The organism is Allobosea sp. MMO-172 (genome assembly GCF_037147855.1).
Taxonomy (GTDB): Bacteria; Pseudomonadota; Alphaproteobacteria; order Rhizobiales; family Beijerinckiaceae; genus Allobosea.
The window spans coordinates 196,660-222,650 of the sequence record NZ_JBBCUM010000004.1; the positions used below are offsets into that span (position 1 = coordinate 196,660).

Annotated in this window: 27 protein-coding genes; 12 read left to right on the forward strand and 15 right to left on the reverse strand. The window is 64.2% G+C overall.

Features of this window, described 5'->3' with window-relative positions; all coding sequences use genetic code 11:
- Window positions 1–57 precede the first annotated feature (57 nt).
- The 4 genes from WFK61_RS08105 to WFK61_RS08120 form a co-directional block, all read right to left on the reverse strand.
- Window positions 58–1,767: a mucoidy inhibitor MuiA family protein gene (locus WFK61_RS08105; protein WP_336811021.1), complete on the reverse strand. Its 1,710-nt coding sequence runs from the start codon at window positions 1,765–1,767 to the stop codon at window positions 58–60.
- A gap of 144 nt (window positions 1,768–1,911) precedes the next feature.
- On the reverse strand, window positions 1,912–2,703 hold the full coding sequence (locus WFK61_RS08110; protein WP_442896276.1) for a F0F1 ATP synthase subunit A: 792 nt from the start codon (window positions 2,701–2,703) through the stop codon (window positions 1,912–1,914).
- 101 nt (window positions 2,704–2,804) lie between these two features.
- Window positions 2,805–3,122: a DMT family transporter gene (locus tag WFK61_RS08115; RefSeq protein WP_336811023.1), complete on the reverse strand. Its 318-nt coding sequence runs from the start codon at window positions 3,120–3,122 to the stop codon at window positions 2,805–2,807.
- A 293-nt stretch (window positions 3,123–3,415) separates the two neighbouring features.
- Window positions 3,416–4,297, reverse strand: coding sequence for a type 1 glutamine amidotransferase (locus WFK61_RS08120; RefSeq protein ID WP_336811024.1), 882 nt, complete (start codon window positions 4,295–4,297; stop codon window positions 3,416–3,418).
- Window positions 4,298–4,410: 113 nt separating this feature from the next.
- Here WFK61_RS08120 and WFK61_RS08125 point away from each other — a divergent pair, with 113 nt between their 5' ends.
- Window positions 4,411–5,319 (forward strand): DMT family transporter, encoded by a 909-nt coding sequence (locus WFK61_RS08125; RefSeq protein WP_336811025.1) that lies wholly within the window; start codon window positions 4,411–4,413, stop codon window positions 5,317–5,319.
- A 9-nt stretch (window positions 5,320–5,328) separates the two neighbouring features.
- Here the strand turns inward: WFK61_RS08125 and WFK61_RS08130 are convergent, their stop codons facing one another.
- On the reverse strand, window positions 5,329–6,231 hold the full coding sequence (locus WFK61_RS08130; protein WP_336811026.1) for a GntR family transcriptional regulator: 903 nt from the start codon (window positions 6,229–6,231) through the stop codon (window positions 5,329–5,331).
- Between WFK61_RS08130 and WFK61_RS08135 the strand changes: the two genes are divergently transcribed.
- On the forward strand, window positions 6,185–6,781 hold the full coding sequence (locus WFK61_RS08135; RefSeq protein ID WP_336811027.1) for a flavin reductase family protein: 597 nt from the start codon (window positions 6,185–6,187) through the stop codon (window positions 6,779–6,781). The two genes, WFK61_RS08130 and WFK61_RS08135, sit on opposite strands and share 47 nt — an antisense overlap.
- 58 nt (window positions 6,782–6,839) lie before the next feature.
- Complete coding sequence (locus tag WFK61_RS08140) at window positions 6,840–8,159, forward strand: MFS transporter (protein WP_336811028.1); 1,320 nt, start codon at window positions 6,840–6,842, stop codon at window positions 8,157–8,159.
- Between the two features lie 77 nt (window positions 8,160–8,236).
- Here the strand turns inward: WFK61_RS08140 and bla are convergent, their stop codons facing one another.
- From bla to WFK61_RS08180, 8 genes are all read right to left on the reverse strand, one after another.
- A complete protein-coding gene (bla, locus tag WFK61_RS08145) occupies window positions 8,237–9,238 on the reverse strand; it encodes a class A beta-lactamase (RefSeq protein ID WP_336811029.1) in 1,002 nt (333 codons plus the stop codon).
- A gap of 63 nt (window positions 9,239–9,301) precedes the next feature.
- On the reverse strand, window positions 9,302–9,556 hold the full coding sequence (locus WFK61_RS08150) for a DUF1902 domain-containing protein (RefSeq protein WP_336811030.1): 255 nt from the start codon (window positions 9,554–9,556) through the stop codon (window positions 9,302–9,304).
- A 2-nt stretch (window positions 9,557–9,558) separates the two neighbouring features.
- Complete coding sequence (serA, locus tag WFK61_RS08155) at window positions 9,559–11,148, reverse strand: phosphoglycerate dehydrogenase (protein ID WP_336811031.1); 1,590 nt, start codon at window positions 11,146–11,148, stop codon at window positions 9,559–9,561.
- A gap of 201 nt (window positions 11,149–11,349) precedes the next feature.
- Window positions 11,350–12,528 (reverse strand): phosphoserine transaminase, encoded by a 1,179-nt coding sequence (locus WFK61_RS08160; RefSeq protein WP_336811032.1) that lies wholly within the window; start codon window positions 12,526–12,528, stop codon window positions 11,350–11,352.
- Window positions 12,529–12,612: 84 nt separating this feature from the next.
- The gene (locus tag WFK61_RS08165; protein ID WP_336811033.1) at window positions 12,613–13,335 is read right to left on the reverse strand and encodes a hypothetical protein; all 723 of its coding nucleotides are present in this window, start codon (window positions 13,333–13,335) and stop codon (window positions 12,613–12,615) included.
- A gap of 137 nt (window positions 13,336–13,472) precedes the next feature.
- Window positions 13,473–14,318: an AAA family ATPase gene (locus tag WFK61_RS08170; RefSeq protein WP_336811034.1), complete on the reverse strand. Its 846-nt coding sequence runs from the start codon at window positions 14,316–14,318 to the stop codon at window positions 13,473–13,475.
- A gap of 6 nt (window positions 14,319–14,324) precedes the next feature.
- Window positions 14,325–14,882 carry a hypothetical protein gene (locus tag WFK61_RS08175; protein ID WP_336811035.1) on the reverse strand — a complete coding sequence of 186 codons (558 nt, stop codon included), beginning with the start codon at window positions 14,880–14,882 and terminating at the stop codon, window positions 14,325–14,327.
- An 850-nt stretch (window positions 14,883–15,732) separates the two neighbouring features.
- Window positions 15,733–15,957 carry a hypothetical protein gene (locus tag WFK61_RS08180; protein WP_336811036.1) on the reverse strand — a complete coding sequence of 75 codons (225 nt, stop codon included), beginning with the start codon at window positions 15,955–15,957 and terminating at the stop codon, window positions 15,733–15,735.
- 269 nt (window positions 15,958–16,226) lie between these two features.
- Between WFK61_RS08180 and WFK61_RS08185 the strand changes: the two genes are divergently transcribed.
- Entirely contained in the window at window positions 16,227–16,487 is a 261-nt protein-coding gene (locus WFK61_RS08185) for a hypothetical protein (RefSeq protein ID WP_336811037.1), read from the forward strand.
- A 10-nt stretch (window positions 16,488–16,497) separates the two neighbouring features.
- Here WFK61_RS08185 and WFK61_RS08190 read toward each other — a convergent pair whose 3' ends face one another.
- Together WFK61_RS08190 and WFK61_RS08195 are read right to left on the reverse strand one after the other, a co-directional pair.
- Window positions 16,498–16,953: an RbsD/FucU family protein gene (locus WFK61_RS08190; RefSeq protein ID WP_336811038.1), complete on the reverse strand. Its 456-nt coding sequence runs from the start codon at window positions 16,951–16,953 to the stop codon at window positions 16,498–16,500.
- Window positions 16,947–17,807, reverse strand: a complete 861-nt coding sequence (locus tag WFK61_RS08195) for an amidohydrolase family protein (protein WP_336811039.1) — start codon at window positions 17,805–17,807, stop codon at window positions 16,947–16,949. The genes WFK61_RS08190 and WFK61_RS08195 overlap by 7 nt, the downstream gene beginning before the upstream one ends.
- A 202-nt stretch (window positions 17,808–18,009) precedes the next feature.
- Between WFK61_RS08195 and WFK61_RS08200 the strand changes: the two genes are divergently transcribed.
- The 8 genes from WFK61_RS08200 to WFK61_RS08235 all read left to right on the forward strand — a co-directional run bounded on the left by WFK61_RS08200 (window position 18,010) and on the right by WFK61_RS08235 (window position 25,938).
- Entirely contained in the window at window positions 18,010–19,347 is a 1,338-nt protein-coding gene (locus WFK61_RS08200; protein WP_336811040.1) for an ABC transporter substrate-binding protein, read from the forward strand.
- Between the two features lie 137 nt (window positions 19,348–19,484).
- Entirely contained in the window at window positions 19,485–20,414 is a 930-nt protein-coding gene (locus WFK61_RS08205) for a carbohydrate ABC transporter permease (RefSeq protein ID WP_336811041.1), read from the forward strand.
- On the forward strand, window positions 20,414–21,232 hold the full coding sequence (locus WFK61_RS08210; RefSeq protein ID WP_336811042.1) for a carbohydrate ABC transporter permease: 819 nt from the start codon (window positions 20,414–20,416) through the stop codon (window positions 21,230–21,232). Before WFK61_RS08205 ends, WFK61_RS08210 begins: the two co-directional genes overlap by 1 nt.
- Before the next feature lie 83 nt (window positions 21,233–21,315).
- Window positions 21,316–22,212 carry a dihydrodipicolinate synthase family protein gene (locus WFK61_RS08215; RefSeq protein WP_336811043.1) on the forward strand — a complete coding sequence of 299 codons (897 nt, stop codon included), beginning with the start codon at window positions 21,316–21,318 and terminating at the stop codon, window positions 22,210–22,212.
- A 21-nt stretch (window positions 22,213–22,233) separates the two neighbouring features.
- On the forward strand, window positions 22,234–22,911 hold the full coding sequence (locus tag WFK61_RS08220) for a GntR family transcriptional regulator (RefSeq protein WP_336811044.1): 678 nt from the start codon (window positions 22,234–22,236) through the stop codon (window positions 22,909–22,911).
- Window positions 22,912–22,985: 74 nt separating this feature from the next.
- Window positions 22,986–23,978, forward strand: a complete 993-nt coding sequence (locus WFK61_RS08225; protein ID WP_336811045.1) for a sialic acid TRAP transporter substrate-binding protein SiaP — start codon at window positions 22,986–22,988, stop codon at window positions 23,976–23,978.
- Window positions 23,979–24,142: 164 nt separating this feature from the next.
- Window positions 24,143–24,655: a TRAP transporter small permease gene (locus tag WFK61_RS08230; protein WP_336811046.1), complete on the forward strand. Its 513-nt coding sequence runs from the start codon at window positions 24,143–24,145 to the stop codon at window positions 24,653–24,655.
- Window positions 24,652–25,938, forward strand: coding sequence for a TRAP transporter large permease (locus WFK61_RS08235; RefSeq protein WP_336811047.1), 1,287 nt, complete (start codon window positions 24,652–24,654; stop codon window positions 25,936–25,938). The genes WFK61_RS08230 and WFK61_RS08235 overlap by 4 nt, the downstream gene beginning before the upstream one ends.
- The last annotated feature ends 53 nt before the right edge of the window (window positions 25,939–25,991 follow it).

Here is a 25,991-nt window from a genome sequence, read left to right on the forward strand (position 1 = left end):
CCACAAGGGCGAGCATGACGGAGTCCGGTGCCGTGCTTGGTCGCTGCGAATGTCGCGTCACCGCCCCGGCAGCGGTTGCTCCTCGTAGGAGAGTTCGCGGTCGCCCGGCCATTTGATGCGGTAGGCGAGCTTGATCTCCTTCTCGGCGCCGGGCGCGAGATCGAAGGTCCACGAGGCGACGCCGCGCCGGTCGCCGACCTGCTTCTCGGTCGGCGGCGTGGTCTGGGCGGCGATGGTCTCGACCGTGATCCCGCTGCTCTCCGAGAAGGGGATGCGCTCCAGCACGGTGATCTTCACCGGCTTGGCGTGAAGGCTCTTCACGACCGTGCGGAACTCGCGCAGATCGGTGCGGGTCTGGCCGAGCCAGCTCGGCTCGTTCTCGCGGCGCTTCACCGGCGCGAACGAGACCTTGATGCGGTCATCGGCGCCGAAGCCGAGCTCGACCTTGTCGCCGGGGGCGACGAGGTTGAACTGTCCCATGCCGACATAGGTGCCGTCGCGATGCAGCGCGACGCGCCCGGCCAGCAGCGGCGCCTCTTCCTCATGGACGAAGCCGGCTTCGAGATAGGCCTTCTGCTCCAGTTCCGGCACGGTGCGCGCGGCGAGCGTCGCCTCGGCCTTGCGCTGGGTCAGCGTCACCGTCTTGGAGCTGCCGTCCTGCGGGATCGTGGCGCGGCCGGGCACCTGAAAATTCGCCTGGTAGGCGCCGGCTTCGATCGTCGCGACCTGAACCTCGGCGGGCTTCGGCGCGGCTGCGCGCTGCGATTGCTTGGCCAATGCGTCCGCCTGAGCTTCGGCTTCGGCCTTGGCGCGGGCGGCCATCGGGGCAGGTGCTATGGCGCTGACGCGCGCGCGGCTTTCATAGACTGCTGGCGGTTCGAAGAAGGCGACCTGCATCGGGGTGAGGTCGGGCGCGCGGGTGCCCCCGGCCGAGCGCGTGGTCGAAAGCGACAGCGCGACATCGTCCCAGGCCTCGCCGCTGCGCTGGCGGATTTCGGCGCGGCGCGTCAGGGCGATTTCCGGCCTCTCGCCGGTCGTAGTCAGGCGGGCCTCGTAGGTCGGCGTCCAGTTGGCGCCGGTAACGCGATAGGTCACGGTGAACTCGGCTGCGACCGGCTGCGGTGCCTCGACGGCGATGGCGACGTCGCGCTTCGGTGCGCCGGGCCGGCCGGCCTGCGGACGGGCGCGCTCCAGCGCCGCGATCTCGGCCTCGACATCGGCGAGGCGGTTGCGGGTGCCGCGCAATTCGTCCTGAACCTTGACCAGCGCGGTGCCGATCGCCTCGAACACGGCCGGCCAGTCGGCGACCGGCAGGGCCTTGCCGTCGGGGCCGAGCTTGTCGGGGCCGACCTGCGCGAAGCGCTCGATCGTGGCGCGCTTCGCCTCGATCGCGCCGATCTGGCCGGAGAGCTTCTCCTTCTCGTCGCGCAGCGTCTTGAGCTTCTCCTCCAGCACCGTGTCGAGCACGGGCCTGGCATCGCCCGGCGTGACGCGGACATCGACGGCGCCGACCGAGAACGAACCGTCGCCCAGTCCCTTCGCGATACCTTTGCCTTCGACACGGATCGAGGCGGGATCGATCGTCGCCGGCAAGCCGCGCAGCACGATCTGCGAGACGCCCTGCAGCAGGTCCGCCTTGCCGAGCCGCGTCACCACTGCCCCATCCGGAAAGACCGTGACGCGGTCGATCCGGCTCGTCAGTTCGGTCTCGGCCGCGGCGGCGAGGCCGGGTGCCAGAATCAGGGCGGCGGCAATATGGCTTCGCATCGAAATCATCCCCTCCAGATCGCAATCACGTCGCCGTGATTGGCACTGCCGAATTCGGCGTGCCCAAGGCGGAATTGGGCCGGAATGCGGATAGGCGGGCCGGGCGCCGGATGCGTCCTGCGTTTGCAGGAGCGCCCCGGTCGTTCAGTGGCCGGGATGCAGCGCGTCGTTCAGGTAGATGCAGGCGAGCACGGTGAAGACATAGGCCTGCAGCACCGCGACCATGAACTCGAAGGCAGTGAGCGCGACCGTCATCAGCAGCGGCAGCGGCGCCAGCAGGGAGTAGCTCATACCCGCCGCAAGGAGAGCCGCGACGAAGCTGCCGAAGACCTTGAGCGCGATATGGCCGCCGAGCAGGTTGGCGAAGAGGCGCAGGCTCAGCGAGATCGGCCGCGACAGAAAGGAGACGATCTCGATCAGCGTGATGAAGGGCAGGAGCCATTTCGGCACGTCGGAGGGCACGAAGAGCCTGAGGAAGCCGAAGCCGTGGCGCAGCACGCCGTAGCCGATGACCGTCGCCATCACCAGCATGGCGAGCGCGAATGTCACGACGATATGGCTGGTGACCGTGAAGGCGCCGGGCACCATGCCGAACAGGTTGAGCACCAGCACGAATAGGAAGAGTGAGAAGATCAGCGGCAGGAAGCGCAGGCCCTCGCGCCCGGTCGCGTCGGTCAATGTCCGCGCGACGAATTCATAGAGCATCTCGGCCAGCGCCTGCGTGCGGCCGGGGACGATGGCGCGCGAGCGCGTCGCGAGGATGAGCCCGCCGGCGATCGCGGCGGTGGCGAGCACCATCATCAGCGCCGCATTGGTGAAGCCGAGATCGAGCCCACCGATACGAAACGGAATGAGAGTCTTGACGATGAACTGGTCGCTGGGATTGGCCACGGCTGAGGGCCTCCGCTCACGGGGTTGCGCGACGGCGCGGAGCATTCCGCGTCGTGGGGCCGTCCCCTGTGAGGTTCCGAAGGCCGCGGGTCGTCCCGAGGCCCGGCCTGCCTAGAAGGCGCCGGCCGCTTTGGCAAGTGCGGCCGTCAGCTTGCCGAGAGCTTCATCATGACGAGGCCGGAGACGATCAGCGCCGCGGCGGCGATGCGCATCGGCGTCAGCGCCTCGCCGAGCACGGTGGCTCCGACGAGGAAGGCGCCGACCGCGCCGATGCCGGTCCAGATCGTATAGGCCGTGCCGAGCGGCAACGAGCGCATCGCCAGCGAGAGCAGGGCGAAGCTGCCGATCATCGTGACGATGGTGATCGCGGTCGGCATCGGGCGCGTGAAGCCGTCCGACTGCTTCATGGTGAAAGCCCAGACGATCTCGAGAATGCCGGCGGAAAACAGATAGAGCCACGCCATAGCGGGTCCCCCATGGTTCGCCGGGTCGTCCCGGCACATGTCCCAGGTTGGGGGAGGTCGTGGCCTCGCGGGTGGTTAGGTAGTCAGCAGAGACCGCGATGGCAAGGCTGCGTCTATGCGGCGCTCCGATCCAAGCGCGTCATCCCGGACGCAGCGCAGCGAAGATCCGGGATCCATGCCGGAACCTTCTTCGGAAGCGCTCCGGAATGGATCCCGGGTCTCCCTCCGGTCGCCCGGGATGACGGCGCAGCTCCGAATATTCCCTGCCGAGAAGGGCTGCTCGCGTCGAAGGCTCAGGCCCGCCCGCGGGCGCTGGCATGCGGCTTGACGCGATGCTCCATGAAATTGCGCAGTTCAGTGACGCGGCGCTCGGTGTCGAGCACCTCGCGGTCGAGGCCATGCGCCCAGGCAAGGTCCTGCCGGTCGGGCTCGGCATCGAGCGTCAGCATGTCGTCGAGCCAGGCCTTCGCGGAAGCCTCGTCCTTGCGGAAACCCTCCTTGATCATCAGCGGCACGCGCCGGTCGAGAATCGCGACGATCTGCTTCAGCGAGAATTCGGGATGGTACTGCACGCCCCAGAAGGTGCCGCCATTATGCTTGATCTCGGCGGCCTGGACCTGGCTGTAGGCGTTGGAGGCGAGGATCGTCGTACCGTGCGCGGGCAGCGCGATGGTGTCGAGATGGATCGCCGGAGCATCGAAGGCGGCCGGGCGGCTGGCGAGCAATGCATGGTTGCGGCCGGCCTCGGTCGGCGTGATCCGGCGGGCGAAGCCGGTCTCGCGGCCCTTCGGATTGGCGGTGACGGTGCCACCGGCCGCGACGGAGCCGACCTGGATGCCCCAGCAGGAGCCGAAGCAGGGCGTGCCGCTGGCATAGATCGCGCGCATCAGGTCGATCTGGCGCGTCACCGGCGGGGCGGTGTCGTAGATGTGCAGGGCCGAGCCGGTCAGGAAGATGCCGTCATAGGATTCGAGGCCTTCGCCGTCGGGCAGGTTCGCGCCCTCGTCGGCCGGCAGGCAGATATCGGAGACGATGCCCGGCTCGAAGGCCGCGATCTCGGCGGCATAGGCCTCGCCATAGGCCATGCCATAGGACTGGCGCAGTCCCTCGCGGGTGTCGCGCATATTGCCGTCGACGAAGAGCAGGCGGAGCGGGCGGGCGCTGGTTTTGATCATCGGGACGTTCCGCAGGGATGCGCAGGGCGACGGGCAGGTGTGCGCCCGATCTCATATGAGCCGGGTACACGCAAGGGTATTGCAAGAGCCCTTTCTCGCAACAGGGCGGAAACGTGCACCCTACCCAGACCTGGCTGCAACGCGCCTGGGGCAATGCCTACCTGCTGATGGTGTTGACCACCCTGATGTGGGGCTGCAACGCCGTGGCGAGCCGGCTCGCCGTCGGCAATATCTCGCCGATGATGCTGACCTCGCTGCGCTGGGTGGCGGTTTGCGCGATCATGCCCCTGCTGCTGCGCGATCAATTGCGCGCGCATTGGCCGGTGCTGCGGGCGCATTGGCGGTTGATCGCCGTGCTCGGCACGCTCGGGTTCACCACCTTCAACACGCTGATGTATCTCGCGGCCTATTCGACCAGCGCGATCAATATCGGCATCTTGCAAGGGGCGATCCCGGTCTTCGTGCTGATGGGCGCCTTCCTGGTGTTCCGCACGAAGATCACCCCGATGCAGGCGATCGGCGTCGCGGTGACGCTGCTCGGCGTCGCCGTCACCGCGAGCCGGGGCGACATCCATATCCTCATGGCTTTCCGCTTCGTGCCGGGCGACGTGCTGATGATCATCGCCTGCGTGCTCTATGCCGGCTTCACCGTCGGCGTGCGCAAGCGGCCGGCCGTGCCGGGCCTCGTCTTCTTCACGGCGATGGCGAGCTTCGCCTGCCTGGCCTCGCTGCCGCTGCTGGCGACCGAGATCGCGCTCGGGCGCTCCTACATGCCGACGTCGCAGGGCTGGCTGATCCTCGCCTTCACGGTGATCTTTCCGTCGATCGTCTCGCAGCTCTCCTTCATGCGGGCGATCGAATTGATCGGGCCCGGCCGAGCCGGCGTCTTCGTCAATCTCGTGCCGGTCTTCGCGCCGATCCTCGCCGTGCTGATCATCGGCGAGCCCTTCGGGCTCTATCACGCGCTGGCGCTGGCGCTGGTGCTCGGCGGCATCTTCATCGCCGAACGGCTGGGGCGGTAAGGCTCCGGTTCAGCCCCGCGCGGCCGCCATCCGTGCCACGACCGAGAGGGCGAACTCGACGAGGTAGCTGTTGAGGGCCAGCGATGCGGCGCCGGCCTCGTCCGGATCGCGAGCCAGGATCGCCTGCAGGATGTTCTGGTGCAATCGCTTGCCATGGGCGATCTCCGCCTGTTCGTCGCGGACATGCATGATCCAGAAGCGGCGCGATAGCGTTTGCAGCGGCACCATCAGCGCTTCCAGATAGGGGTTATGAGCCGCCTGGATGATCAGGGCGTGGGTCTGTCGGACGGTCTCGGAATAGCCGTGGAGGTCGAACCCGCCGGATAGGGTCGCTTTCAGCGCCGCGATCGCCTCGATGTCCCTGTCGGTCGCCCGGCGGCAGGCGAGGCCGACGGCGAGAACCTCGACAGCCCGGCGAACCTCGAGGCCGCTGAGCTGGTCTTCGACGGAGATCGCCGGAATCTCGATACCCTTGTTGGGGTGGATGCGCAGCATATGGTTGAGCGCGAGGCGCTGGATCGCCTCCCGCACCGGGGTGCGGCCGAGGCCCGTCGCCTCCATCAGGCCGCGTTCGGACACCATCGAGCCGGGCCGGAGTTCGCCCTGCTCGATCAAGCGCTGCAAGGCGGCGACCGCCTGTTCCGATTGATTCATCCGGTTTTCCAGCTCGGCGCCGCCCGTGCGACGGAAACGATTCCTGTGTTGATCCGATAGCCGATTCCACGGGGCTTTCCAAACCGCTGTCCATCCGATATATCGGTGAGATATTGTTGAAATCCACTCGAGCCCGGGACGCGACGCCATGAAGTATTCACCCTGCACGGAGCCGAGCCCGTTGCCGTTCTCCCCGTTCAAGAGCTGTACCGTGCCGCGGCCGATCGGCTGGCTGTCGAGCGTCAGCGCTGCGGGCATCGAGAACATTGCGCCTTACAGCCAGTGGCAGAACCTGACCTTCGACCCGCCGATGGTGATGTTCTCGGCGAACCAGTATCCGGACGGGCGCCGCAAGGACACGGTGCTCAATGCGGAGGAGACCGGCTGGTTCGTCTGGAACATGGCGACCTACGACCTGCGGGAGGCCGTCAATCTGAGCGCGATGGCGCTGCCTCCGGAGGAAAGCGAATTCGACCGCCTGAACGTCACGCGGGAATATGCGGACAACGCTCGCATTCCGATGGTGAAGGAGAGCCCGGTCAAGTTCGAGTGCCGTTACCTGAGCACGCACCGTCTCAAGGGCAATTCACCGGTCGGAACGATCGACATCGTCTTCGCTCGCGTCGAGAAGATCCATATCGACGACCGGTTCATCACGCGCGAAGGCAAGATCGACATTCCCGCGATCAAGCCGATCGCCCGCCTCGGCTATTTTGACTACACGGTCGTGAAAGACGTCTTCGAAATGCGCGTGCCGGGGGCAGATGCCGATGCCCGCTTCGGCCTTGAAGGGCGAGCTGCCGGCTGAGGCGGCGCCGGCTTCACCAGCGACAACGTCACCATCAATAAAAAGAGGGGTTCACCACATGTCAGATATCGCCACAGCGGGGGCGCTTGCCGCCCCGCGCTCCCGTCGCGTGAAAGACCTGATCGCGGTCAATTTCGGCAACACGCTCGAATGGTTTGACTGGACGATCTACACAATCTTCGCTCCCTATTTCGCGCTCCAGTTCTTTCCGGCTGCCGACAAGTCGGCGGCGCTGCTGGCGGCGCTGGCCGTCTTTGCCGCCGGCTTCCTGACGCGGCCGCTCGGCGGCTTCCTGTTCGGCCTCTATGCCGACCGTGTCGGGCGCAAGAAGAGCCTGACGCTGGCGATGTTCATCACGGCCGGCGGCAGCCTCGTCATCGCCTTCGCCCCGACCTTCGCAACGGTGGGGCTCGCAGCTTCCATCATCCTGCTGGTCGCGCGCCTCGCCCAAGGCATTGCCCATGGCGGCGAGATGGGCACGTCGGTCACCTACCTGGTCGAGCGGGCCCCGCGTCACCAGCGCGCGCTTTATGGCAGCACGTCCTGGATGAGCGTCGTCCTCGGCACGATGATCGCGACGGTCACCGGCCTGCTGCTCAACGCCACGCTCGGACGTCCGGCGCTGGAGAGCTGGGGCTGGCGCATTCCCTTTGTGCTCGGTGGTCTGCTCGGCTTCTACGGGCTCTATCTGCGCCGCAAGCTGACCGAGACTGACAGTTTCGCGAAGGCGCAGGCGCAGGGCACGAAGACCGCGACCGGAATTGGCTCGCTGGTGCGGAACTGGCGCGGCGTCGCCGTCGTCTTCGGGCTTTCAGCTGGCGGCTCGATCATGTTCTACACATGGCTGATCTACAGCCCGACCTTCGCGCAGATCAGCCGCGGGCTCGATGCGACGTCGGCGCTGACCGCGAGCCTGATCGCGCAAGCGGTGTTCTTCGTCGCCATCCCGATCGTCGGCTGGCTCGCAGACCGGTTCGGGCGACGGACCTTCATCATCCTGTTCGGCCTCGGCTTCATCGCTGCGACCCTGCAACTCGACGGGATGATCACGAACAGCTTCTCCGGCCTTCTGACGGCGATGATCTGCGCCCTGCTGATCCTGGCCTGCCTGTTCGGGGTCAATACGGCGGTGTGGGCCGAGGTCTTCCCGACTTCGGTCCGGGCTACCGGCGTCAGCGGGCCGCTTTCGCTCGCCACCGCGATCTTCGGCGGCACGGCCCCTTACGTGAATACCTATCTCTCGCAGACCGGCGAGCACCGGCTGTTCCTGTTCTACCTGATGTTCGTGGCCGGTATCACCTTGCTGACCGGGTTGCTGATCCCAGAAACCCGCGATCTCGATCTTGACCGGCCGGACACCGGACGGCTGTCGATCTGAAGCAGCCGGCCCGTCTGCGCCGGAGCCTCCTCAGCCTGATCGCTGGGGAGGCTCCGTTGATTGATGAGAGGCTGCCCTCAGCGCAGTGCGGAGACCGCCAGCCTTGCCACCTCCGCCAGCGCCGCCGAGCGCTCGTCGGCATCGGCGCGGGAGCCGGAGAGATAGGTCACGATGATGAAGCGGCGGCCATCCGGCAGGGTCGCGACGCCGATATCGTTAGTGGCGTGGTTGATGCCGTCCGTGGTGAGGCCGAGCCCGGTGCGATGGGCGAAGCGCGTGCCTGCCGGCAGGCCGGCCTTGAGCCGGTCGGTGCCGACCTTGGATTCCGCGACGATCTTCTCGATGAAGGCGGTGTGGGCAGGGTCGCGCAGCCAGTTGCCCTTGGCGAAGGCCTCGAGGAACTGCGCGCTCGCTTCCGGGGTCGAGGCGTCGCGCTTGTCCTTCAACGCGTTCGACAGGGCGGCGATGCGCAGGCGCGGGCGCATCGCCTTGAGTTCGGCGCGGAAGGCCTTCTCGTCCACCGTGTCATCCCAGCTGAAGCCCTTGAGCCCGTAGATCTCCGGCTGGAACAGGCGCTCATAGCGATCGACCGACATGCCGGTGACGCCGCCGTCGCGCAGCATCTTCGTGATCACCTGCGGCCCGCCGATCTCGCGCATCAGCAGGTCGGCGGCGGTATTGTCGCTCTCGCCGGCCGCGAGGCGGATGAGTTCGCGCAGCGGGTAGTCGTTGCGCTCGCCCTTGAAGTTCTTGGCGAGCGGGCTGTGGAACAGCGAGAAATCCTTGCGGGTGACGGTGATCGGCTGGTCGAGCCTGAACTTGCCGGCCTCGACCTGCTGCAGCACGGCGACCGCCAGCGGCAGCTTGAAGACGCTCTGCATCGGGAAGGTCTCGGAGCCGCGATGCGACCAGAGCTTGCGGTCGCGCAGGTCCATGAGCGCGACGCCGAGGCGGCCCTTCGAGGCCTGCTCGATGCCCTCGATCGCCTTGTCGAGCTTGTCGCGGTCCCAGTCGGCGAGGGCCGGGGCGGCCGTCAGGCAGGCGAGGGCAAGGGCGGCGAGGCGGGCAAGGGCAGGCATGGGCGGTCCTCTGCGATGGAGCGATCACAGGGCCGTGATATTGCGGCAAGGTTGCGGCGGTACTCAGGCTGGCTCGCCATTCTCCGCATCGCAGAGCGACAGCTCGACCGGGCAGCCCTCGATGCCGAAGCATTCCGGCAGGAGCCGGGTCAATCGCTCGCGCAGCGCCTCCAGCGTCTCGGCCTCGGTGACGATGCCGAGCTCGCCGGTATCGATGGCGTACCAGAGGCCCGCCGCCTCGTCGCGGCGGACCTCGAAATGGATCGGCTCCGCCGCCCCGGTTGGCGCGGCGACGAGAGCCTTCAGCGGGTTGAGCACGATCAGAACTTCAGGCGGCGGGCGCGCTTGACCATCGGGATTTCGTGGATCTTGGCCAGCAACTCGTCCGAGATCGGCTCGTCGACCGAGACATAGCAGATCGCGTCGCCGCCGGGCTTGTCGCGGCCGAGCGCGAAGGTCGCGACATTGACGCCAGCCTGGCCGAGCAGCGAGCCGAACTGGCCGATGAATCCCGGCTTGTCGGCATTGCGCACGTAGAGCATGTGCGGCGCGAACTCGGCATCGACAGCGATGTCGCGGATCTCGACGATGCGCGGCTTGCCGTCCTGGAACACCGTGCCGGAGGCGTGGCGCGGCATGTCCTCGGCCTCGACGACGATGCGGATGACGCTTTCGAGATTACCGGCGACCTCGCGGGTCAGCTCCTCGACGACGATGCCCTTCTCCTTCGCCACCATGGCCGAGTTGACCATGTTGATTTCGGGCAGGAACGGGCGCAGCACGCCGGTGATCGCGGCGGCCGAGATCGCCTTGAGGTTCAGGCTCGCGACCGCGCCCTCGTACTCGATGCGGATGCCCTTCACGGCTGCTTCGGTGAGCTGACCGAGGAAGGAGCCGAGCTTCTCGGCGAGATCGACGAAGGGCTTCACGCGCGGCGCTTCTTCCGCCGTGATCGAGGGGAAGTTGACCGCGTTGGTGATCGCGCCCTTGAGCAGGTAGTCGCTCATCTGCTCGGCGACCTGCAGGGCGACATTCTCCTGCGCCTCGTTGGTGGAGGCGCCGAGATGCGGCGTGCAGACCACGTTCTCCAGCCCGAAGAGCGGGTTCGCTTCCGCCGGCTCGACCGAGAACACGTCGAAGGCGGCGCCCGCGACATGGCCGGACTTGATCAGATCGGCCAGCGCCTGCTCGTCGACAAGGCCGCCGCGGGCGCAGTTGATGATGCGCACGCCCTTCTTGGTCTTGGCGAGGTTCTCGGCCGAGAGGATGTTCTTGGTCTTCTCGGTCATGGGCACGTGCAGCGTGATGAAGTCGGCGCGCTTCAGCAGGTCGTCCAGCTCGACCTTCTCGACGCCGAGCTGAACGGCGCGTTCCGGCGAGAGATAGGGGTCATAGGCGATGACGCGCATCTTCAGGCCGATGGCGCGCTCGGCGACGATCGAGCCGATATTGCCGGCGCCGATCAGGCCGAGCGTCTTGGCCGTGATCTCGACGCCCATGAAGCGGTTCTTTTCCCACTTGCCGGCCTGGGTCGAGGTATCGGCCGAGGGGATCTGGCGGGCGAGCGCGAACATCATGGCGATGGCGTGCTCGGCGGTGGTGATCGAGTTGCCGAAAGGCGTGTTCATCACGATCACGCCGCGCGCGGTGGCGGCCGGGATCTCGACATTGTCGACGCCGATGCCGGCGCGGCCGATGACCTTCAGGTTCGTCGCCTGCTCCAGCAGCTTGGCGGTCGCCTTGGTGGCCGAGCGGATGGCGAGGCCGTCATATTCGCCGATGATCGCGGCCAGCTTGTCCTTGTCCTTGCCGAGGTTCGGATCGAAGGTCACGTCGATGCCACGGTCCTTGAAGATCTGGACGGCGGCGGGGGAGAGGGCGTCGGAAATCAGGACTTTTGGTGCGGGCATGGGAGGCTCCGGCTGGCGCGGCGCGAGGGCGCTCTGCGCTTGTGTGAATTCAGGAAGCGGGGAAACACACCGTCATCCCGGACAAGCCGCGAAGCGGCGCTGCTCCGGGATCCATCGAAGGGCGTCTCGCTCTACGATGGATCCCGGGTCTGCGCTTCGCTTGCCCGGGATGACGTCGAGTGTGTCACAACGGGCAGTTGCTTACGCCGCCTTCTTGCCGAGCGCCGCCTTGGCCTCGGCGAAGGCATAGGCGATCCACGGCAGCAGCGCTTTCACGTCGCGCGACTGGACGGTCGCGCCGCACCAGATGCGCAGGCCCGGAGGGGCGTCGCGGTAATGGCCGAGATCGTAGCCGGCGCCGGCCTTCTCGATGATCGAGACGACCTGCTTGGCGAAGGCCGCCTGTGCGTCCGCCGGCAGGGCCGTCACGGCCGGGTCGGTGAACTTCAGGCAGACCGACGTGTTGGAGCGCGTCTTCGGCTTCACGGCCAGGAAGTCGATCCAGTCGTTCTCGCGCACGAACTTGGCGATGACGCGGGCATTGCCGTCGGCGCGCTTCACCAGGCCGTCGAGCCCGCCGACCTTCTGGGCCCATTCCAGCGCGTCGATATAGTCCTCGACCGCGAGCATGGACGGCGTGTTGATGGTCTCGCCGGTGAAGATGCCCTCGATCAGCTTGCCGCCCGAGGTCATGCGGAAGATCTTCGGCAGCGGCCAGGCCGGCTTGTAGCTTTCGAGCCGGGCGACGGCGCGGGGCGAGAGCACGATCATGCCATGCGCCGCCTCGCCGCCGAGCACCTTCTGCCAGGAGAAGGTGACGACATCGAGCTTTTGCCAGTCGAGGCGCTGGGCGAAGGCGGCGGAGGTGGCGTCGCAGATCGTCAGCCCCTCGCGATCGTCAGCGATCCAGCTCGCGTCGACGACGCGCACGCCGGAGGTGGTGCCGTTCCAGGTGAAGACGACGTCGCGGTTCTTGGTGTCGACCTTCTTGAGGTTCGGCAATTCGCCATAGGGCGCGTCGAAGGTGCGGACATCGGGGAGCTTGAGCTGCTTGACGACATCGGTGACCCAGCCGGCGCCGAAGCTTTCCCAGCTGACCATGTCGACGCCGCGAGCGCCGAGCAGGGACCAGAGCGCCATCTCGACGGCGCCGGTATCGGAGGCCGGCACGATGCCGATGCGGTAATCGGCGGGAACCTGCAGCACCTCGCGCGTCAGGTCGATCGCAGCTTTCAGCTTGTCCTTGCCGATCTTGGCGCGGTGCGAGCGGCCGAGCGGGGCGTCGGAGAGGTTCTTGAGGGCCCAGCCGGGGCGCTTGGCGCAGGGGCCGGACGAGAAATTAGGCACGCGCGGGCGCGTGTTCGGAACGGTATTCGCCATCGATGTCTCCATCCTTACAGATGGGCGCGCCCCGTTGGGGGGGCGTGTCCCGTCGATGGGGGTAGGATGGGACGGGGCGGAGAGTCAAGCGGGTCGGAGAGCGTAGTCATCGGTTGTAGGGTTCTCAAATATCTGCCCTATCTCGATAATCCTCTTTGAGTGCATTACCAGTAGACGCTCAACAAACAATTTGTCCGCGAACTTTCGGTGGCCTTTAAATTTGTTAATGCACCATACCATGGTGTTTATGAAATCGTGCCCATTGATTGATAATTTATTTTTCCCATTTATAATTTTTTTCCATGAGGCAGATTTGTTATGTATTTCATCAACGAAGTCATTTCGCTTATTATTTGTGCACATTATCGTGTTGAATCTATCTATATCTATGTGAATTAAATCTTTCATTTCTAGGCATTGCTCTATGTTTGGGATACTAAGAGTTGCGTCATGCTCGTGACGTGCGAGCCTGTAACTAAAGTAATCTGTCAATACGGCTGCAAATTTCCTATAAAAATCACTCCATTTGTCTATTTTTGACTCTGAACAGATTAATATTATATCTTTTATTATTTCTTCCTCAAAGAAATACATCTCCATGCAACAGTATTTCGTTGAAAAAAGACCTTTTGCAGATCTTTTTTCTCCAACCCATTCATCCAGATCGCGGTCAACTAAAAATCGAACTGTTTCGTTTTTGTTTAGGTCGTTCATCATCATAGACAAGGCTATGACTCTTTGCTTATTCCCGTCTGTAAGGCCGAGTTTCTTAAGCTCTTCGAACGGAAGATCAACTGTGTCTATCAAATAAATTTGATATCCTAGGTCGCTCGAAAAATGGACGGATATCACGTCTTTGTCGAATTGACCTTCCACGAATATGTCTTTTATGCTTGGCTCGAGTGTATACCTTGCTTTTAATTCGCTGATTGATCGTCTTGGTATCATGTAGGCTGCCTATTATATAGAGGTACAACTTTATCCATATGTTGTGATAGCAACTCAAGAGAGTGAGTTGCTAGTATAAATTGTATCTGAGATCGCTGAGTTAATTCAAGAAGGCTATCGATTAGCTTTCTCTGCCATTTGACATTCAAAGATAACTCTGGTTCATCAACTATGAACACGCTAGGCTTGTCGCGCGCTACAAGTATATGAGACAACAAAAGAAGCAGTTGCTGCTCACCAGAAGACAAGTGTTCTACTTCAATATAATGCCCTTTAATATTAAGTATCTTAAATCCTTCAGTCATCGTATATGTGATGAATTTATCATTGAGCATTTCGTTAACGATCTGGATGAATTTATCAACAATATTGTATATCGAGTCGAGTGACGATATCCTTGCTTCTAGGCTTTCGACGTAAGGCTTAAGTAGTCGAGCTGACAACTCCGAATAGTAGTCAGATTGATTTTCCAAGGCATTCTTGAAATCAATCGTTGATATAGTATTCTGTATTTCATATTTAGAAAAATCGGCTGTCCTTTTATTGATTATGTCAAGTCTATTTGATAGATCCATCATTTCGCTGTCTGAAATTAAGTCAGATCTATCAATTTCTATCTGCCTAAGAATATTGCGATATACCTCATTGACATTCGTCAATCCTTCATTGCTGGCCAATATAGTTCGGCGGCTTATCCAAAATTCCACGCGACGTAGAGCGCTTGAGAGAGCAATCTGTCTTGACCTTGCTACTACATCTGTCGCGCTTTTGGTTTCGTTCCGTCTGAAAATGGATTTTAATTCGGCTTCATGTCGGGTTTCGTCTAGTTCATCACTATACAAGCGGCGTTAGGCGTTCAGAATAAAGACAGTAGGACTGTGCCGCTGAAGCGCCTCAAGGAATGCTTCTTCGCCTTCCGGGGGGCGGGGGCCGGCTTTTTGATTGATTCGGCGCCTAGATATTATCTTTCCTTCGTTATTCAGGTATAGAACTGTATTATTTCCATCTTCGAATCTGACGTGGTCGACATGGTGTTCCCATATGGCTAGTATTTTGTTCTCATCGTTAATTTGCAGTACAATTGAATTATTTTCATCGTTCGACTTTTTAGTTGCACTTACTTTTATGCCAGTTGTCAAAATTACTTCTAGATAAGAAAAATTTGCTTCTAGCAACGCGGTGCGATGACCATTATTTCCGCCCGGTGAGAGGAGATGGAAAACTAGTTTTAGTATGGTGCTCTTTCCAACACCATTATCGCCGTATAATATACTTGCGTCAGCGAGAGAGCCTTCGTGCGGAAGGTCGTAGCTGTATAATCCAAATAGGTTTTTTATCTTTATCGAATTAATTAAGTGACTTGGCATGGCCGATTCAATCGATTTTTGGGGTCGTTTTTTGAGCATGTAATTTTCTGATAGCGAAGGCAAGACGCTAGTAAGGTACTATTATTTTTGCGCGTGAGGTCGGCGAAGCGCGAACGGACAAAACTCAAATCGTCAGGTTTTCGAACGCGTGATCCTGCCGGTAACAAGTTTTTTGAATGCGCTTTTGCGCTTATCGACTTTAGGCGAGATAACTTATCCCCGCGCTCACACGCCGCCCTTATCCTCACCCCACCTCGTCCCCGAGGGGCAGCCATCCGGAGGTATGCCGTTGGCGGGGCGGGGGCGGCGCCTGCGGGTGGGGTTACGACCCACTCCCGGGAGGCTTCGGGGCACCGCCCTGGGGACATTACGATCCCTGTGCGAGGAGCTCGCTGGAAGGCATGGCGGCACCGCATCTGCGGGGCCAGGACGCGACAAGGCCGGCAGCGGACCGAAAAGCGGCTTAAGCCCGTTTCGGGATCATCCGCTGCACGAGACAAAGGAGATCGCGCAAGCGTCTCTGCCGAACTGGCGTCGAGGCCCGCAGGTCAGCGAAACGCCCTGCCGTATAAGCGCGGCCCGGAGACTTAAGAACGCCGGCAAGCGGAGCGCCACGGGGCGTGCGGAGGGTGGCTCAATCCCTCCGCGCCGCATCCTGGCTCAATGGAAGCGGCCCGATACCCCGCGCCTCGCGGCGCTCCGCTGCCCCTCATCGATCAGCGAACGCGGTAACGCGGGCGGGGATTTGGCGTGGGTTCCTTCTCCCCTCGGGGGAGAAGGTGTCTGCGAAGCAGACGGATGAGGGAAGGACGGCGGGGCACGACCTCATCCGTCAGCGCTGCGCGCTGCCACCTTCTCCCCCGAGGGGAGAAGGAGAAGGCCGCGCCGCTCAATCCCCCGTCATCGTCATTTCGGCGTCGATCGCCTTCATCTTCGGATTGTTGGCGCAGAAGGCCCTGATCTTCTCCGCGACGGAGGCCGGGTATTCGCTCTTGCGATGGCCGCCGGATTTCAGCCAGTCGGCGCAGCTCAGCTCCCGGTCGGTGATCCGGGCGGCGGCCGGTGCGGCGAGGAGGAGGCCGGCGAGCGCGGCGAGCAAGGCGAAGCGGGGCATGGTCTGGTCCTGAACGGGCGGCCGCATCACGGCTCAAGCCTCGGGCGCCGCTCCTGCTAGTGCATCGGACCGGAAAGGGGAATCCGTTTTCCAGACAAATCCGATGCCACAGCAAAGGCCGGCATTTCGTGATAGGCAGCGCCTTGATCCGCTGCAGCTTTTACGGCGAACAGAATTCGCCTCCAAAGCTACAGCTTTCTATTTTGACGCAATTCCGGACGCAAAACCGCTTCGCAGTTTTGCTGGAATGGCTTGGAGGTGACGACATCATGGCCCGCAAGACCCCCGAACAGCTCGCCCAGGAATTCGAAGGCCGCAAGGCCAAGGGGCTGGCCAAGGGCGGGGCGGCGTTCTGGCCGAATATCATCGCCAATGCCGTGCTGAAGCTGACCCAGCAGCGGGCCGAGATCACGCCCGAGACGCTGATCGCGATGATCGAGCGCGAGGCGCCGACGCTGGAGGTCACGGTTCGCTCCGGCGCGGTGGAGGCGGTCGCGCGCCTGAAGCAGGCCATCGCCAAGGGCTCGTGAGGCGCGCGTTTCAGCCCGGCTCGCCGGCGATCACGCCCTTGCGCAGCAGGAAGCAGCCATAGGGTCGGGGATCGCCGACCTGCACGACCGCGAAAGCCCGCCGCGCCTGATCATAGAAGGCGAAGCGCTCGATGCCGGCGAGCGGCGTGGAGCGGCCGATCGCCTTGTCGATCTCGGCCTGCACGGCGCGCTGGACATCGGGGATCGCGTTGGCATCGCCGACCACTTCCATGCGCCTGAGCGGTTGCGGCTCGAAATCGTCGATCGGCAGCACCGAGAGGATGGCGCGGGCGGCGCGCTGCATCGTCAGGCCGGGCAGGCGGATCAGGCGGCCGCTGGTGGTGGCGCCGGCGATGGTTTCGGCGGGGTGGTTGGCATCGACCAGCGCGAGGTCGTCGCCATGGCCCATCGCGGCGAGCACCCAGAGCAGGTCGGCAGAGAGGACGGGGTCGAGGTTTTTCAGCATGACGGGCGGCGGCCCCTCTTGGTCAGGTAGATGCGGGCGGCGTTGCCGCCGAAGATCGCGGCGCGCTCGGGCCCGGTCAGCGTCGCGGTCAGGCGCTCGGCGGCGGCGAGCCACTGATCGTAGCTGGCGGCGAGCGTTGCGACCGGCCAGTCGCTGCCCCAGAGCAGGCGCTCCGGCCCGAAACAGGCCAGCAGCTGGGCGACGGCCGGCGCCAGCACCGCCTCGCGCCAGCCGGGTCCGGCTTCGGTGACGAGGCCGGAGAGCTTGCAAGATGTGTTCGGCCGCGCGGCCAAGGCCGCGATGCCGCCGCGCCAGGCGGAGAGCTCGGCGCCGGTCAGGTTCGGCTTGGCGCCGTGGTCGATGACGACGGGGAGTTCCGTCTCGCGCTCCAGCAGCGTGAGGAGGGCGGGGATCTGCGGCGGCTTCACCAGCGCGTCGAAGACGAGGCCGTGCTCTTTGAGTGCCGCGAAGGCGGGGGCCAGCGCGGGCTTCGCCAGCCAGCCGGGATCGGGGATGTCCTGCACCATGGGGCGCAGGCCCACGAGCAGCGGATCGGCGGCGAGCGCGGCGATGCGGGCGGGGGCGTCCGGCGCTTCGAAATCGGTCCAGCCGACGACGCCCGCGACGAAGGGCGTGGCGGCGGCGATGGCGAGCAGGTGATGCGTCTCGGCTTCGGTCGCGGCGGCCTGGACGAGGATGGTCGAGGCGATGTCGTGCTGCGCGAGATGCGGGGCGAGATCGGCAGGCTCGAAATCGCGGTAGATCGGCTTCAGCGCCGGCGTCAGCCAGCCATAGTCGTCGCGGGCAAGCCGCCAGAAATGCTGGTGGGAATCGATGCGGGGCGGGCTCGTCACGGGCAGCTCTCGCGGGGGATCCGGCGGCGGGGAGGCATGGCGCGGCGACACTATGTGCACGCCAACATGTTAGCTTGCAACCGGGCCGAAAGGAGATTAGCGTCCAGCCCGATCACGGGTGCGGGAGGCCATCGTCGCCTCGTGTTCCGCGCGCCATCAAAGGCCTGAAACGGGCCGTGTTCAAGTCCTGGGGAGGACGCCGATGACCGATAGCATTCTCAAGCCGACCCGTCGTGTCCTGCTGGCTGGCGGCGCCGCCGCGATCGCCTCGCCCTTCGTGCTGCGCAAGGCGCAGGCGCAAGGCGCGTTCGACTGGAAGAAATTCTCCGGCCAGTCGATCGACGTGCTGCTGGTCAAGAACCCGCGCTCCGACCTGATGCAGGCGGCGGAGAAGGAGTTCACCGAGCTCACCGGCATCAAGGTCTCGGCCGAGCAGGTGCCGGAGCAGCAGCAGCGCCAGAAGGCGGTGATCGAATTCGCCTCGGGCAAGCCGAGCTTCGATGTCAGCGGCATCTCGCTGCATGTGCAGAAGCGCATGGCGGCCAAGGGCAAGTGGTTCGAGAATCTCGAGCCCTTCATCAAGAACCCGTCGCTGACCGCGCCGGATTTCGACTTCGCCGATTTCGGCGCCGGCCCGGTCGCCTATGCGCGGCAGGCCGACGGGGCGCTCGATACGATCCCGTTCTTCGTCGATTACTGGATGGTCTACTACAACAAGGAGCTCTTCGACGCGAAGGGCGTGGCCTATCCCAAGACGATGGACGAGATGTTCACCGTCGCGCAGAAGCTGCACGATCCCGCGAAGGGCGTCGCCGGCTTCGTTTCGCGCGGCCTGAAGAACGCGAACGTTCCGGTCTGGACCTCGCTGATGCTCGGGCAGGGCATGGAGACGACCTCGACGGACGGCAAATTGCAGACCGATACGCCGGAGGCGATCTGGGCCGCCGATCTCTACCGCAAGCTCAACAAGGAGACGGGGCCTGTCGGCCAGGTCGGCTTCAACTGGAACGAGTGCCAGACCACCTTCATGCAGGGCCGCGCCGCGATGTGGCTCGACGGCATCGGTTTCGCCACGCCGCTGGAAGATCCGACCAAGTCGCGCATCGTCGGCAAGGTCGGCTATGGCGTGACGCCGCCGGGGCCGAAGGCGCATCATGCCGGCATGTTCGCCGACGGCATGGGCATCTCGCGCGGCTCCTCCAAGAAGGAAGCGGCCTGGCTCTATCTCCAGTTCATGACCAACAAGAAGAACCAGATCGCCATGCTCAAGGCCGGCGCGGGCGCGCCCGGCCGTTCCTCGGCCTATCTCGACACCGAGACGATCGCGCAGTCGAAGTTCGGCAAGCAGTATTTCGACTGCCTGCTGGCCTCGGCCAAGGTCGCGCGCGCCGGCCTGCCGCAGATCGTGCCGGTGACCGAGTTCCGCGACGTGTTCGGCGTGGCGCTGACCAATGCGATCGGCGGAGCGGATGTCGCGGCAGAGCTGAAGAAGGCGACCGAGACCTTCGCGCCGGTGCTCGCCAAAAGCGAGCAGGGCTGATCCCGGCTCAGCGCGGGGGCGTCATGGTCGGGCTTGTCCCGACCATCCATGTCTTCCGCGATCGAGCTGCGTGTTCAAGACGTGGATGCTCGCCGCAAGGGCGAGCATGACGATTGGTTTCCAGTGAAGCAGACCACATGACCAGTACGTCCCTGCCAGCCGATCTCGCCAGCGCGGCGCCTGCGGGCGCCGCTTCGGCCTCGGCGGATTTCACGCCGCGCTATTGGCTGTTCTCGCTGCCGGCGGTGCTGGTGATCGCGGCGGTGATCGTCTTCCCCTGGCTGTTCACGCTCTACATGTCCGGGCAGGACTGGAAGATCGGTGGCGGGGTGGAGTTCGTCGGCCTCGGCAATTTCGCCGAGCTGATGAAGGACCAGCGCTTCATCGAGTCGATGGGGCATACGGCCTATTTCACTATTCTTGCAGTGGTGCTCCCCATTGTATTCGGCACGGCGGCGGCGCTGGTCTTCCATCGCGAGTTCCCGTTCCGCGGCCTGCTGCGCACGATCTTCGTCATGCCGATGATGGCGACGCCGGTCGCGGTCGCGCTGGTCTGGACGATGATGTTCCACCCGCAGCTCGGCGTGCTGAACTACCTGCTGTCGCTCGTCGGCATCGGGCCGTCCGGCTGGGTCTACGAGCCCTCGACCGTGATCCCGACGCTGGTCCTGGTCGAGGTCTGGCACTGGACGCCGCTGGTCATGCTGATCGTGCTCGGCGGATTGGCCGGGCTGCCGCGGGAGCCTTACGAGTCAGCGCTGATCGACGGCGCGAATGACTGGCACATGTTCCGGCACATCACGCTGCCGCTGGTCTGGCCCTTCATCATGGTGGCGATCGTGATCCGCACCATCGATGCGCTGAAGGCCTTCGACACGATCTTCGTGATCACGCAGGGCGGGCCGGGCACGGCGTCCGAGACGCTGAATATCTTCCTCTATCTGCAGGCCTTCCAGTTCTACAAGATCGGCTACGCCTCGGCCGTCGTGGTGATCTTCTTCGTCATCATCATCATGCTCTCGCTGCTGCTGCTCTATGCCCGGCAGAAGTCGAAGTGGAACGCGTGATGAACCGCACGCTCAAGAAATTCGGTTTCTGGGCCTCGGTCTTCGTGCTGGTCTCGCCGGCGGTGCTGGTCTTCCTCTGGATGATCTCGCTGTCGCTCAAGAACGAGCTCGACAACACCGCCTTCCCGCCGGTCTTCATCCCGAATCCGCCGACGCTGAAGAACTATGTCGACGTCTTCGCGCAGAATAATTTCGGGCTCTATCTCTGGAACTCGATCCTGGTCACGGGCGGGGCGGTGCTGCTTGGCCTGCTGGTCGGCGTGCCCGCCGGCTACGGCATCGCGCGCGGCAAGGCGCATAAATTCGCGGTGCTGATCCTGGTGGCGCGGATGACGCCGGCACTTTCCTACCTGATCCCGCTCTTCCTGTTGTTTCAAATCGCGGGATTGGTGGGCTCCATTACGGCGCTGGTCATCACCCATCTCGTCATCACCATCCCGATCATCGTCTGGATCATGATCGGGTATTTCGAGAATGTTCCCATGGAGCTGGAGGATGCCTCGCGCATCGACGGGGCCACGACCTGGCAGGCCTTCCGCCATGTCGCGCTGCCGCTGGCCAAGCCCGGCATCGTCGTCGGCGGCATCCTCGCCTTCATCTTCTCCTGGAACAACTTCATCTTCTCGGTGGTGCTCGGCGGCAAGGCGAGCCGGACGCTGCCCTCGGCCGTCTACAACTCGCTGACCTTCGAGCAGATCTCCTGGGGGCCGCTGGCAGCGGCGGCGCTGCTGGTGACGCTGCCCGTGCTCCTCGTCACCGTCATCGCCCAGCGCCAGATCGTCGCCGGTCTCTCCGCCGGAGGCCTCAAGGACGGCTAGTCGATGCCTTCCGGAACCGCTTGCGGGCGGCTCTGTCTTCATACTAACATGTCAGCCAACGTTCAGTCCTGAAAGCTCATCCCATGGCCTCCGACAAGACCCGCTTCGGCCTTTCCTGCGCGATCACCACCCCGATGCGGGAAGGCGGCAGCGTCGACCTGCCGCGCCTCGTCCATCACGCCCGCCATGTGCTGGCCGAGGGCTGCGATTCCGTCACGCTGTTCGGCACGACGGGCGAGGGCGCGGCGCTGGGGCTCCCGGCACGGACCGCGATGATGGGCGCGCTGATCGGGGCGGGGATCGATCCGGCCAGGCAGATCTATGCCGGCATCGCCGCGGCCTCGATGCATGAGGCGGTGGAGCAGGCGCGCATCGCGCTCGATGCCGGGGCGAAGGGCTTGCTGGTCGCGCCGCCCTTCTACTTCAAGGGCGTCAGCGACGAAGGGCTCTATGTCTGGTTCTCGCAGTTCTTCGAGAAGCTCGGCGCCTCCGCCCGCAACGTCGTCGTCTACCACATCCCGTCGGTGACGGCGGTGAGCATCAGCGTCGAACTCGTGCAGCGGCTCAAGACCGCGTTCCCGGGCCTCGTCATCGGCGTGAAGGATTCTTCCGGCAGCTATGCCAATACCGAGGCGCTGCTGAAGGCGCATGGCGAACTCGCCATTCTCGTCGGCGACGAGCGCCAGCTCGCCAAGGCGGTGCGCAACGGTGCCGAGGGCACGATCTGCGGCCTTGCCAATCTGGTGCCCGGCCTGCTGCGGCCGATGGTCTACGAGGGCAAGGACAGCCCGGTGGTGAACGCGCTGGTCGACGAGATCTGCTCGCACCCGGTGCTGGCGGCGGTGAAGGCGCTGGTCGGCCATATCCATGGCGATGACGGCTATGGCGCGATGCGCCCGCCGCTGGAGGCGCTGGATGCGGCGACCCGCAAGCGGCTCTTCGCCGCCTTCGATTCGATCAGGCAGGCCAAGGCCGCCTGAGAAGGAGCCAAAGGAGGGATCGTGAGCGAGTCGGAGCAGGAACCGCGCGAGGGCGAACCGCTGAAGCTGAGGGAGCGCGCCTATGTCTCCTTCACCGAGCGATTGCTGGCGCGCGAGATCAAGCCCGGCCAGTTCGTGACCCAGCGTGAGCTTGTCGCGATGACGGGCTTCCCGCTCGGCGCCATCCGCGAGCTGGTGCCGCGACTGGAGGCGGAGGGGCTGATCAAGACCGTGCCGCAGCGCGGCATGCAGGTCGCCCATGTCGATCTCAACCTGATCCGCAACGCCTTCCAGTTCCGGCTCTTCCTGGAGAAGGAGGCGACGGCACTCTACACGCAGAACGCGACCGACGACGAGATCGCCGAGCAGCGCGCGCGCCACGAGGCGATCATCGCGCGGGCCGAGGCCGGCGGCGACGAGCGCCTGATCGAGGATGCCGAGGATATCGACCGCCTGATGCACGAGGCGATCATCGACCATCTCGACAACGACATCGTCAGCCAGGCCTTTCGCGTGACCTGGCTGAAGATCAGGCTGATCCGGCAATACGAGACACGCATCCAGAACCACATCCTGGTGCCGGTGATGCAGGACCATCTCAAGATCATCGCCGCGATCGAGAGCCGCGATCCCGAGCGCGCCGCGGACGAAATGAGCATCCATATCGGCAACGCCCGTACGCGGGCGATGCAGTACTGACGACTTAAGGACGACGGACGCAGCACAGCCATGACGACGAGCCGGAAAACCGGCCGCACGGGAGGGAAACGACGATGACGAAACTGACGAAACGCAGCTTTCTCCAGGGTTCCGCCGCGGCTGGCGCCGCCGTGTTCATGCCGGCGATCGCACGCGCGCAGGCGACCGTGCTGCGCTGGGGCGAGATGCTGCCGGCGACGCATCCGCAGGTGCAGATGGTCGAGCGCATCGCCAAGCAGGTGAAGGAGAAGACCTCCGGCCGCGTCGATATCCAGTCCTTCCCGGCCGGCCAGCTCGGCTCCGGTAAGGACATGATGGAAGCGGTTGCGTCGGGCGCGCTGACCATGACGACGGACGGGGCGGCGGCGCTCGGCTCCTTCCTGCCGCAGCTCTCGGTGGTGGAGGCGCCCTATCTCTGGCGCGACGCCGCCCATATGGCGAAGGTCGCCAAGGCGCCGGTGTTCACGCAGATGAATGCCGATCTCGAGAAGAAGCGCGGCATGCGCATGGCCGCCGTGACCTATTACGGCAAGCGCCACCTCACGACCGGTTCCAAGGCGGTGAAGAGCGCGGCCGATGTCGCCGGGCTCAAGCTGCGCGTGCCGCCGGTCGACACCTTCCGCGCCATGGTCGAGGCCTGGGGCGCCAAGGCGACACCGGTCAATTTCAACGAGCTCTATCTCGCACTGAGCCAGGGCGCGGTCGACGGGCAGGAGAACCCGCTGCCGACGATCCACAGCGCCAAGCTGCAGGAGGTGCAGAAGCACCTGATCCTGACCGGCCACATCATCACGCCGCGGCTCGTCATCGTGAACAGCGATTTCTGGAAGGGGCTGAAGGATGCCGACCGCAGCGTGGTGGAAGCGGCCATCGCGGATGGCGTCACCTGGCAGGACGCGGAGCTGGCGAGCCAGGAAAGCAGCCTCGTCGCCACGCTGAAGGCGGCCGGCATGACCGTGACCGAGCCCGACCTGGAGAGCTTCTCCAAGCCCGTGCTGGCGAGCCTGCCGAAGCAGTTCGAAAGCAAATGGGGCAAGGGCACCTGGGACGCGCTCGCGGCGCTTTAGGGCGCTGTCAGCGACGGAACCACCTCGTCATGGTCGGGCTCGTCCCGACCATCCACGCCTTCGTTTCCGACGGTTTGGTTCAAGACGTGGATGCTCGCCACAAGGGCGAGCATGACGGCGCGAGCCGCAGATCTGCGCCGTTCCGTTCATTCGAGCATCAGGACATGGCTGGTCATTCGATGAAATCCTTCGCCGCATTGGCGGACAGGCTGGTCTACTGGGCCGCGGTCGTCCTGCTGCTCATGTTGCTCGCCGTCGTGGTGCTCGGCGTGTTCTTCCGCCAGATCAACCAGCCGCTCGCCTGGTCCGACGAGCTGGCGCAGTACCTGCTGGTCTGGACCGGATTCGTCGGCTGGATCATCGCGGCGCGGCGGCGTTCGCATATCCGCATCATGGTCTTTGCCGAGAAGCTGCCGCGCCCGTTGCAGGCGGCATTGGAAATCGCGACGCAAGTTGCGGTGATCGTCTTCGCCGGCGTCCTGCTGCGCTACTCCTGGGCATTGATCGAACGGACCTGGGACGTGGAATCGATCGCGCTGCCGATCACGTCGGCCGCGCTCTACATCGTCATGCCTTTCGCGGCGCTGGCGCTGATCCTGCAGGCGCTGGCCGAGATCGGCGACGTATTCGCCGGGCGCAAGGTCGCGGTCGCAGAGCCCGGAGCGCAGGCGCTATGACCACACTGATGTTGCAGATCCTGCCGGTCTGGTTCCTGGCCCTGATGATCGGCGTGCCGCTCTTCGTCTCGATGGGGCTGGCGGCCATCGCCTTCGTCTTCCTCGGTGGCTTCCCGCTCGGCATCGTGCCGCAGAAGATCGCGCAATCCGCCAATTCCTTCCCAATGCTGGCGGCGCCGCTGTTCATCCTGATGGGCAACATCATGAACTCGGCGGGGATCACGGACCGGATCTTCGCGTTCGCCACGGCCTGCGTCGGCTTCATGCGCGGCGGGCTCTGCCACGCCAACATCCTGGCCAGCGTGATCTTCGCGGGCATGTCGGGCTCGGCCGTGGCGGATGCCGGCGGCGTCGGCACGCTCGAGATCAAGGCGATGCAGGACGAGGGCTACGACACCGAGACGGCCGCAGCGATCACGGCCGCTTCCGCGACGATCGGGCCGATCATCCCGCCCTCGTTGCCGATGGTGATCTATGGCGTCACCGCCGACGTCTCGATCGGCGGGCTGTTCATCGCCGGCATCATTCCGGGCCTGCTGATGGCCGGCGCGCTGATGTCGATGGTCGTCTACATCGCCCGGAAGCGCGATCTGCCGCGGCACCCGTTTCCCGGTTTCCGCCAGCTCTGGGTCGCCTACAAGGAGGCGCATTGGGCGCTGATGACGCCGGTCATCTTGTTCGGCGGCATGATGGGCGGCGTCTTCACGCCGACCGAGGCGGCGGCCGTCGCGACCGCTTATGCGCTGGTGCTCGGCCTCTTCGTCTATCGCAGCTTCACGCTGAAGAGCCTGCCCGAACTCGTGGTCCAGACGGTCGAGACCACCGGCGTCGTGCTGGCGCTGGTGATGGCGGCGGCGGCGCTCGGCTGGTGCCTCTCGATCTCGCGCATCCCGCAGGTGGTCGGGCCGGCTCTCGTCGAGTTCGCCGGCAGCCCTCTGGTCTACCTGCTGATCGTCAACCTGCTGCTGCTCTTCGTCGGCTGCTTCATGGAGGCGCTGGCGGCGATGCTGATCCTGATCCCGATCCTGACGCCAGCCGCGGCGCAGTTCGGCATCGATCCGATCCAGTTCGGGCTGATCTTCGTGCTCAACCTGATGATCGGCACGATCACGCCGCCGGTCGGCGTGGTGCTGTTCGTGACGTCCAAGGTCGCGAACATCTCCTTCGAGGCGATGTCGCGGGCGATCGTGCCCTGGCTCGCGCCACTCGTCGCCGTGCTGATCGCGATCACGCTCTGGCCGCCGCTGACGACCTGGCTGCCGCAGCTCATCATGGGGCGCTAGAGCGCGTCGTTCCTGGCAGGGCGTGTCAGCAACGCGTCCCTGCCGGGTTCGCC

Coding starts and splice junctions, on each gene's coding strand:
- WFK61_RS08105 (WP_336811021.1), bottom strand. CDS start 1,767: ATGCGAAGCCATATTGCCGCCGCCCTGATTCTGGCACCCGGCCTCGCC.
- WFK61_RS08110 (WP_442896276.1), bottom strand. CDS start 2,703: ATGCTCCGCGCCGTCGCGCAACCCCGTGAGCGGAGGCCCTCAGCCGTG.
- WFK61_RS08115 (WP_336811023.1), bottom strand. CDS start 3,122: ATGGCGTGGCTCTATCTGTTTTCCGCCGGCATTCTCGAGATCGTCTGG.
- WFK61_RS08120 (WP_336811024.1), bottom strand. CDS start 4,297: ATGATCAAAACCAGCGCCCGCCCGCTCCGCCTGCTCTTCGTCGACGGC.
- WFK61_RS08130 (WP_336811026.1), bottom strand. CDS start 6,231: ATGCCCGCAGCGCTGACGCTCGACAGCCAGCCGATCGGCCGCGGCACG.
- WFK61_RS08140 (WP_336811028.1), top strand. CDS start 6,840: ATGTCAGATATCGCCACAGCGGGGGCGCTTGCCGCCCCGCGCTCCCGT.
- bla (WP_336811029.1), bottom strand. CDS start 9,238: ATGCCTGCCCTTGCCCGCCTCGCCGCCCTTGCCCTCGCCTGCCTGACG.
- serA (WP_336811031.1), bottom strand. CDS start 11,148: ATGCCCGCACCAAAAGTCCTGATTTCCGACGCCCTCTCCCCCGCCGCC.
- WFK61_RS08160 (WP_336811032.1), bottom strand. CDS start 12,528: ATGGCGAATACCGTTCCGAACACGCGCCCGCGCGTGCCTAATTTCTCG.
- WFK61_RS08175 (WP_336811035.1), bottom strand. CDS start 14,882: ATGCTCAAAAAACGACCCCAAAAATCGATTGAATCGGCCATGCCAAGT.
- WFK61_RS08180 (WP_336811036.1), bottom strand. CDS start 15,957: ATGCCCCGCTTCGCCTTGCTCGCCGCGCTCGCCGGCCTCCTCCTCGCC.
- WFK61_RS08185 (WP_336811037.1), top strand. CDS start 16,227: ATGGCCCGCAAGACCCCCGAACAGCTCGCCCAGGAATTCGAAGGCCGC.
- WFK61_RS08190 (WP_336811038.1), bottom strand. CDS start 16,953: ATGCTGAAAAACCTCGACCCCGTCCTCTCTGCCGACCTGCTCTGGGTG.
- WFK61_RS08200 (WP_336811040.1), top strand. CDS start 18,010: ATGACCGATAGCATTCTCAAGCCGACCCGTCGTGTCCTGCTGGCTGGC.
- WFK61_RS08205 (WP_336811041.1), top strand. CDS start 19,485: ATGACCAGTACGTCCCTGCCAGCCGATCTCGCCAGCGCGGCGCCTGCG.
- WFK61_RS08210 (WP_336811042.1), top strand. CDS start 20,414: ATGAACCGCACGCTCAAGAAATTCGGTTTCTGGGCCTCGGTCTTCGTG.
- WFK61_RS08215 (WP_336811043.1), top strand. CDS start 21,316: ATGGCCTCCGACAAGACCCGCTTCGGCCTTTCCTGCGCGATCACCACC.
- WFK61_RS08225 (WP_336811045.1), top strand. CDS start 22,986: ATGACGAAACTGACGAAACGCAGCTTTCTCCAGGGTTCCGCCGCGGCT.
- WFK61_RS08230 (WP_336811046.1), top strand. CDS start 24,143: ATGGCTGGTCATTCGATGAAATCCTTCGCCGCATTGGCGGACAGGCTG.
- WFK61_RS08235 (WP_336811047.1), top strand. CDS start 24,652: ATGACCACACTGATGTTGCAGATCCTGCCGGTCTGGTTCCTGGCCCTG.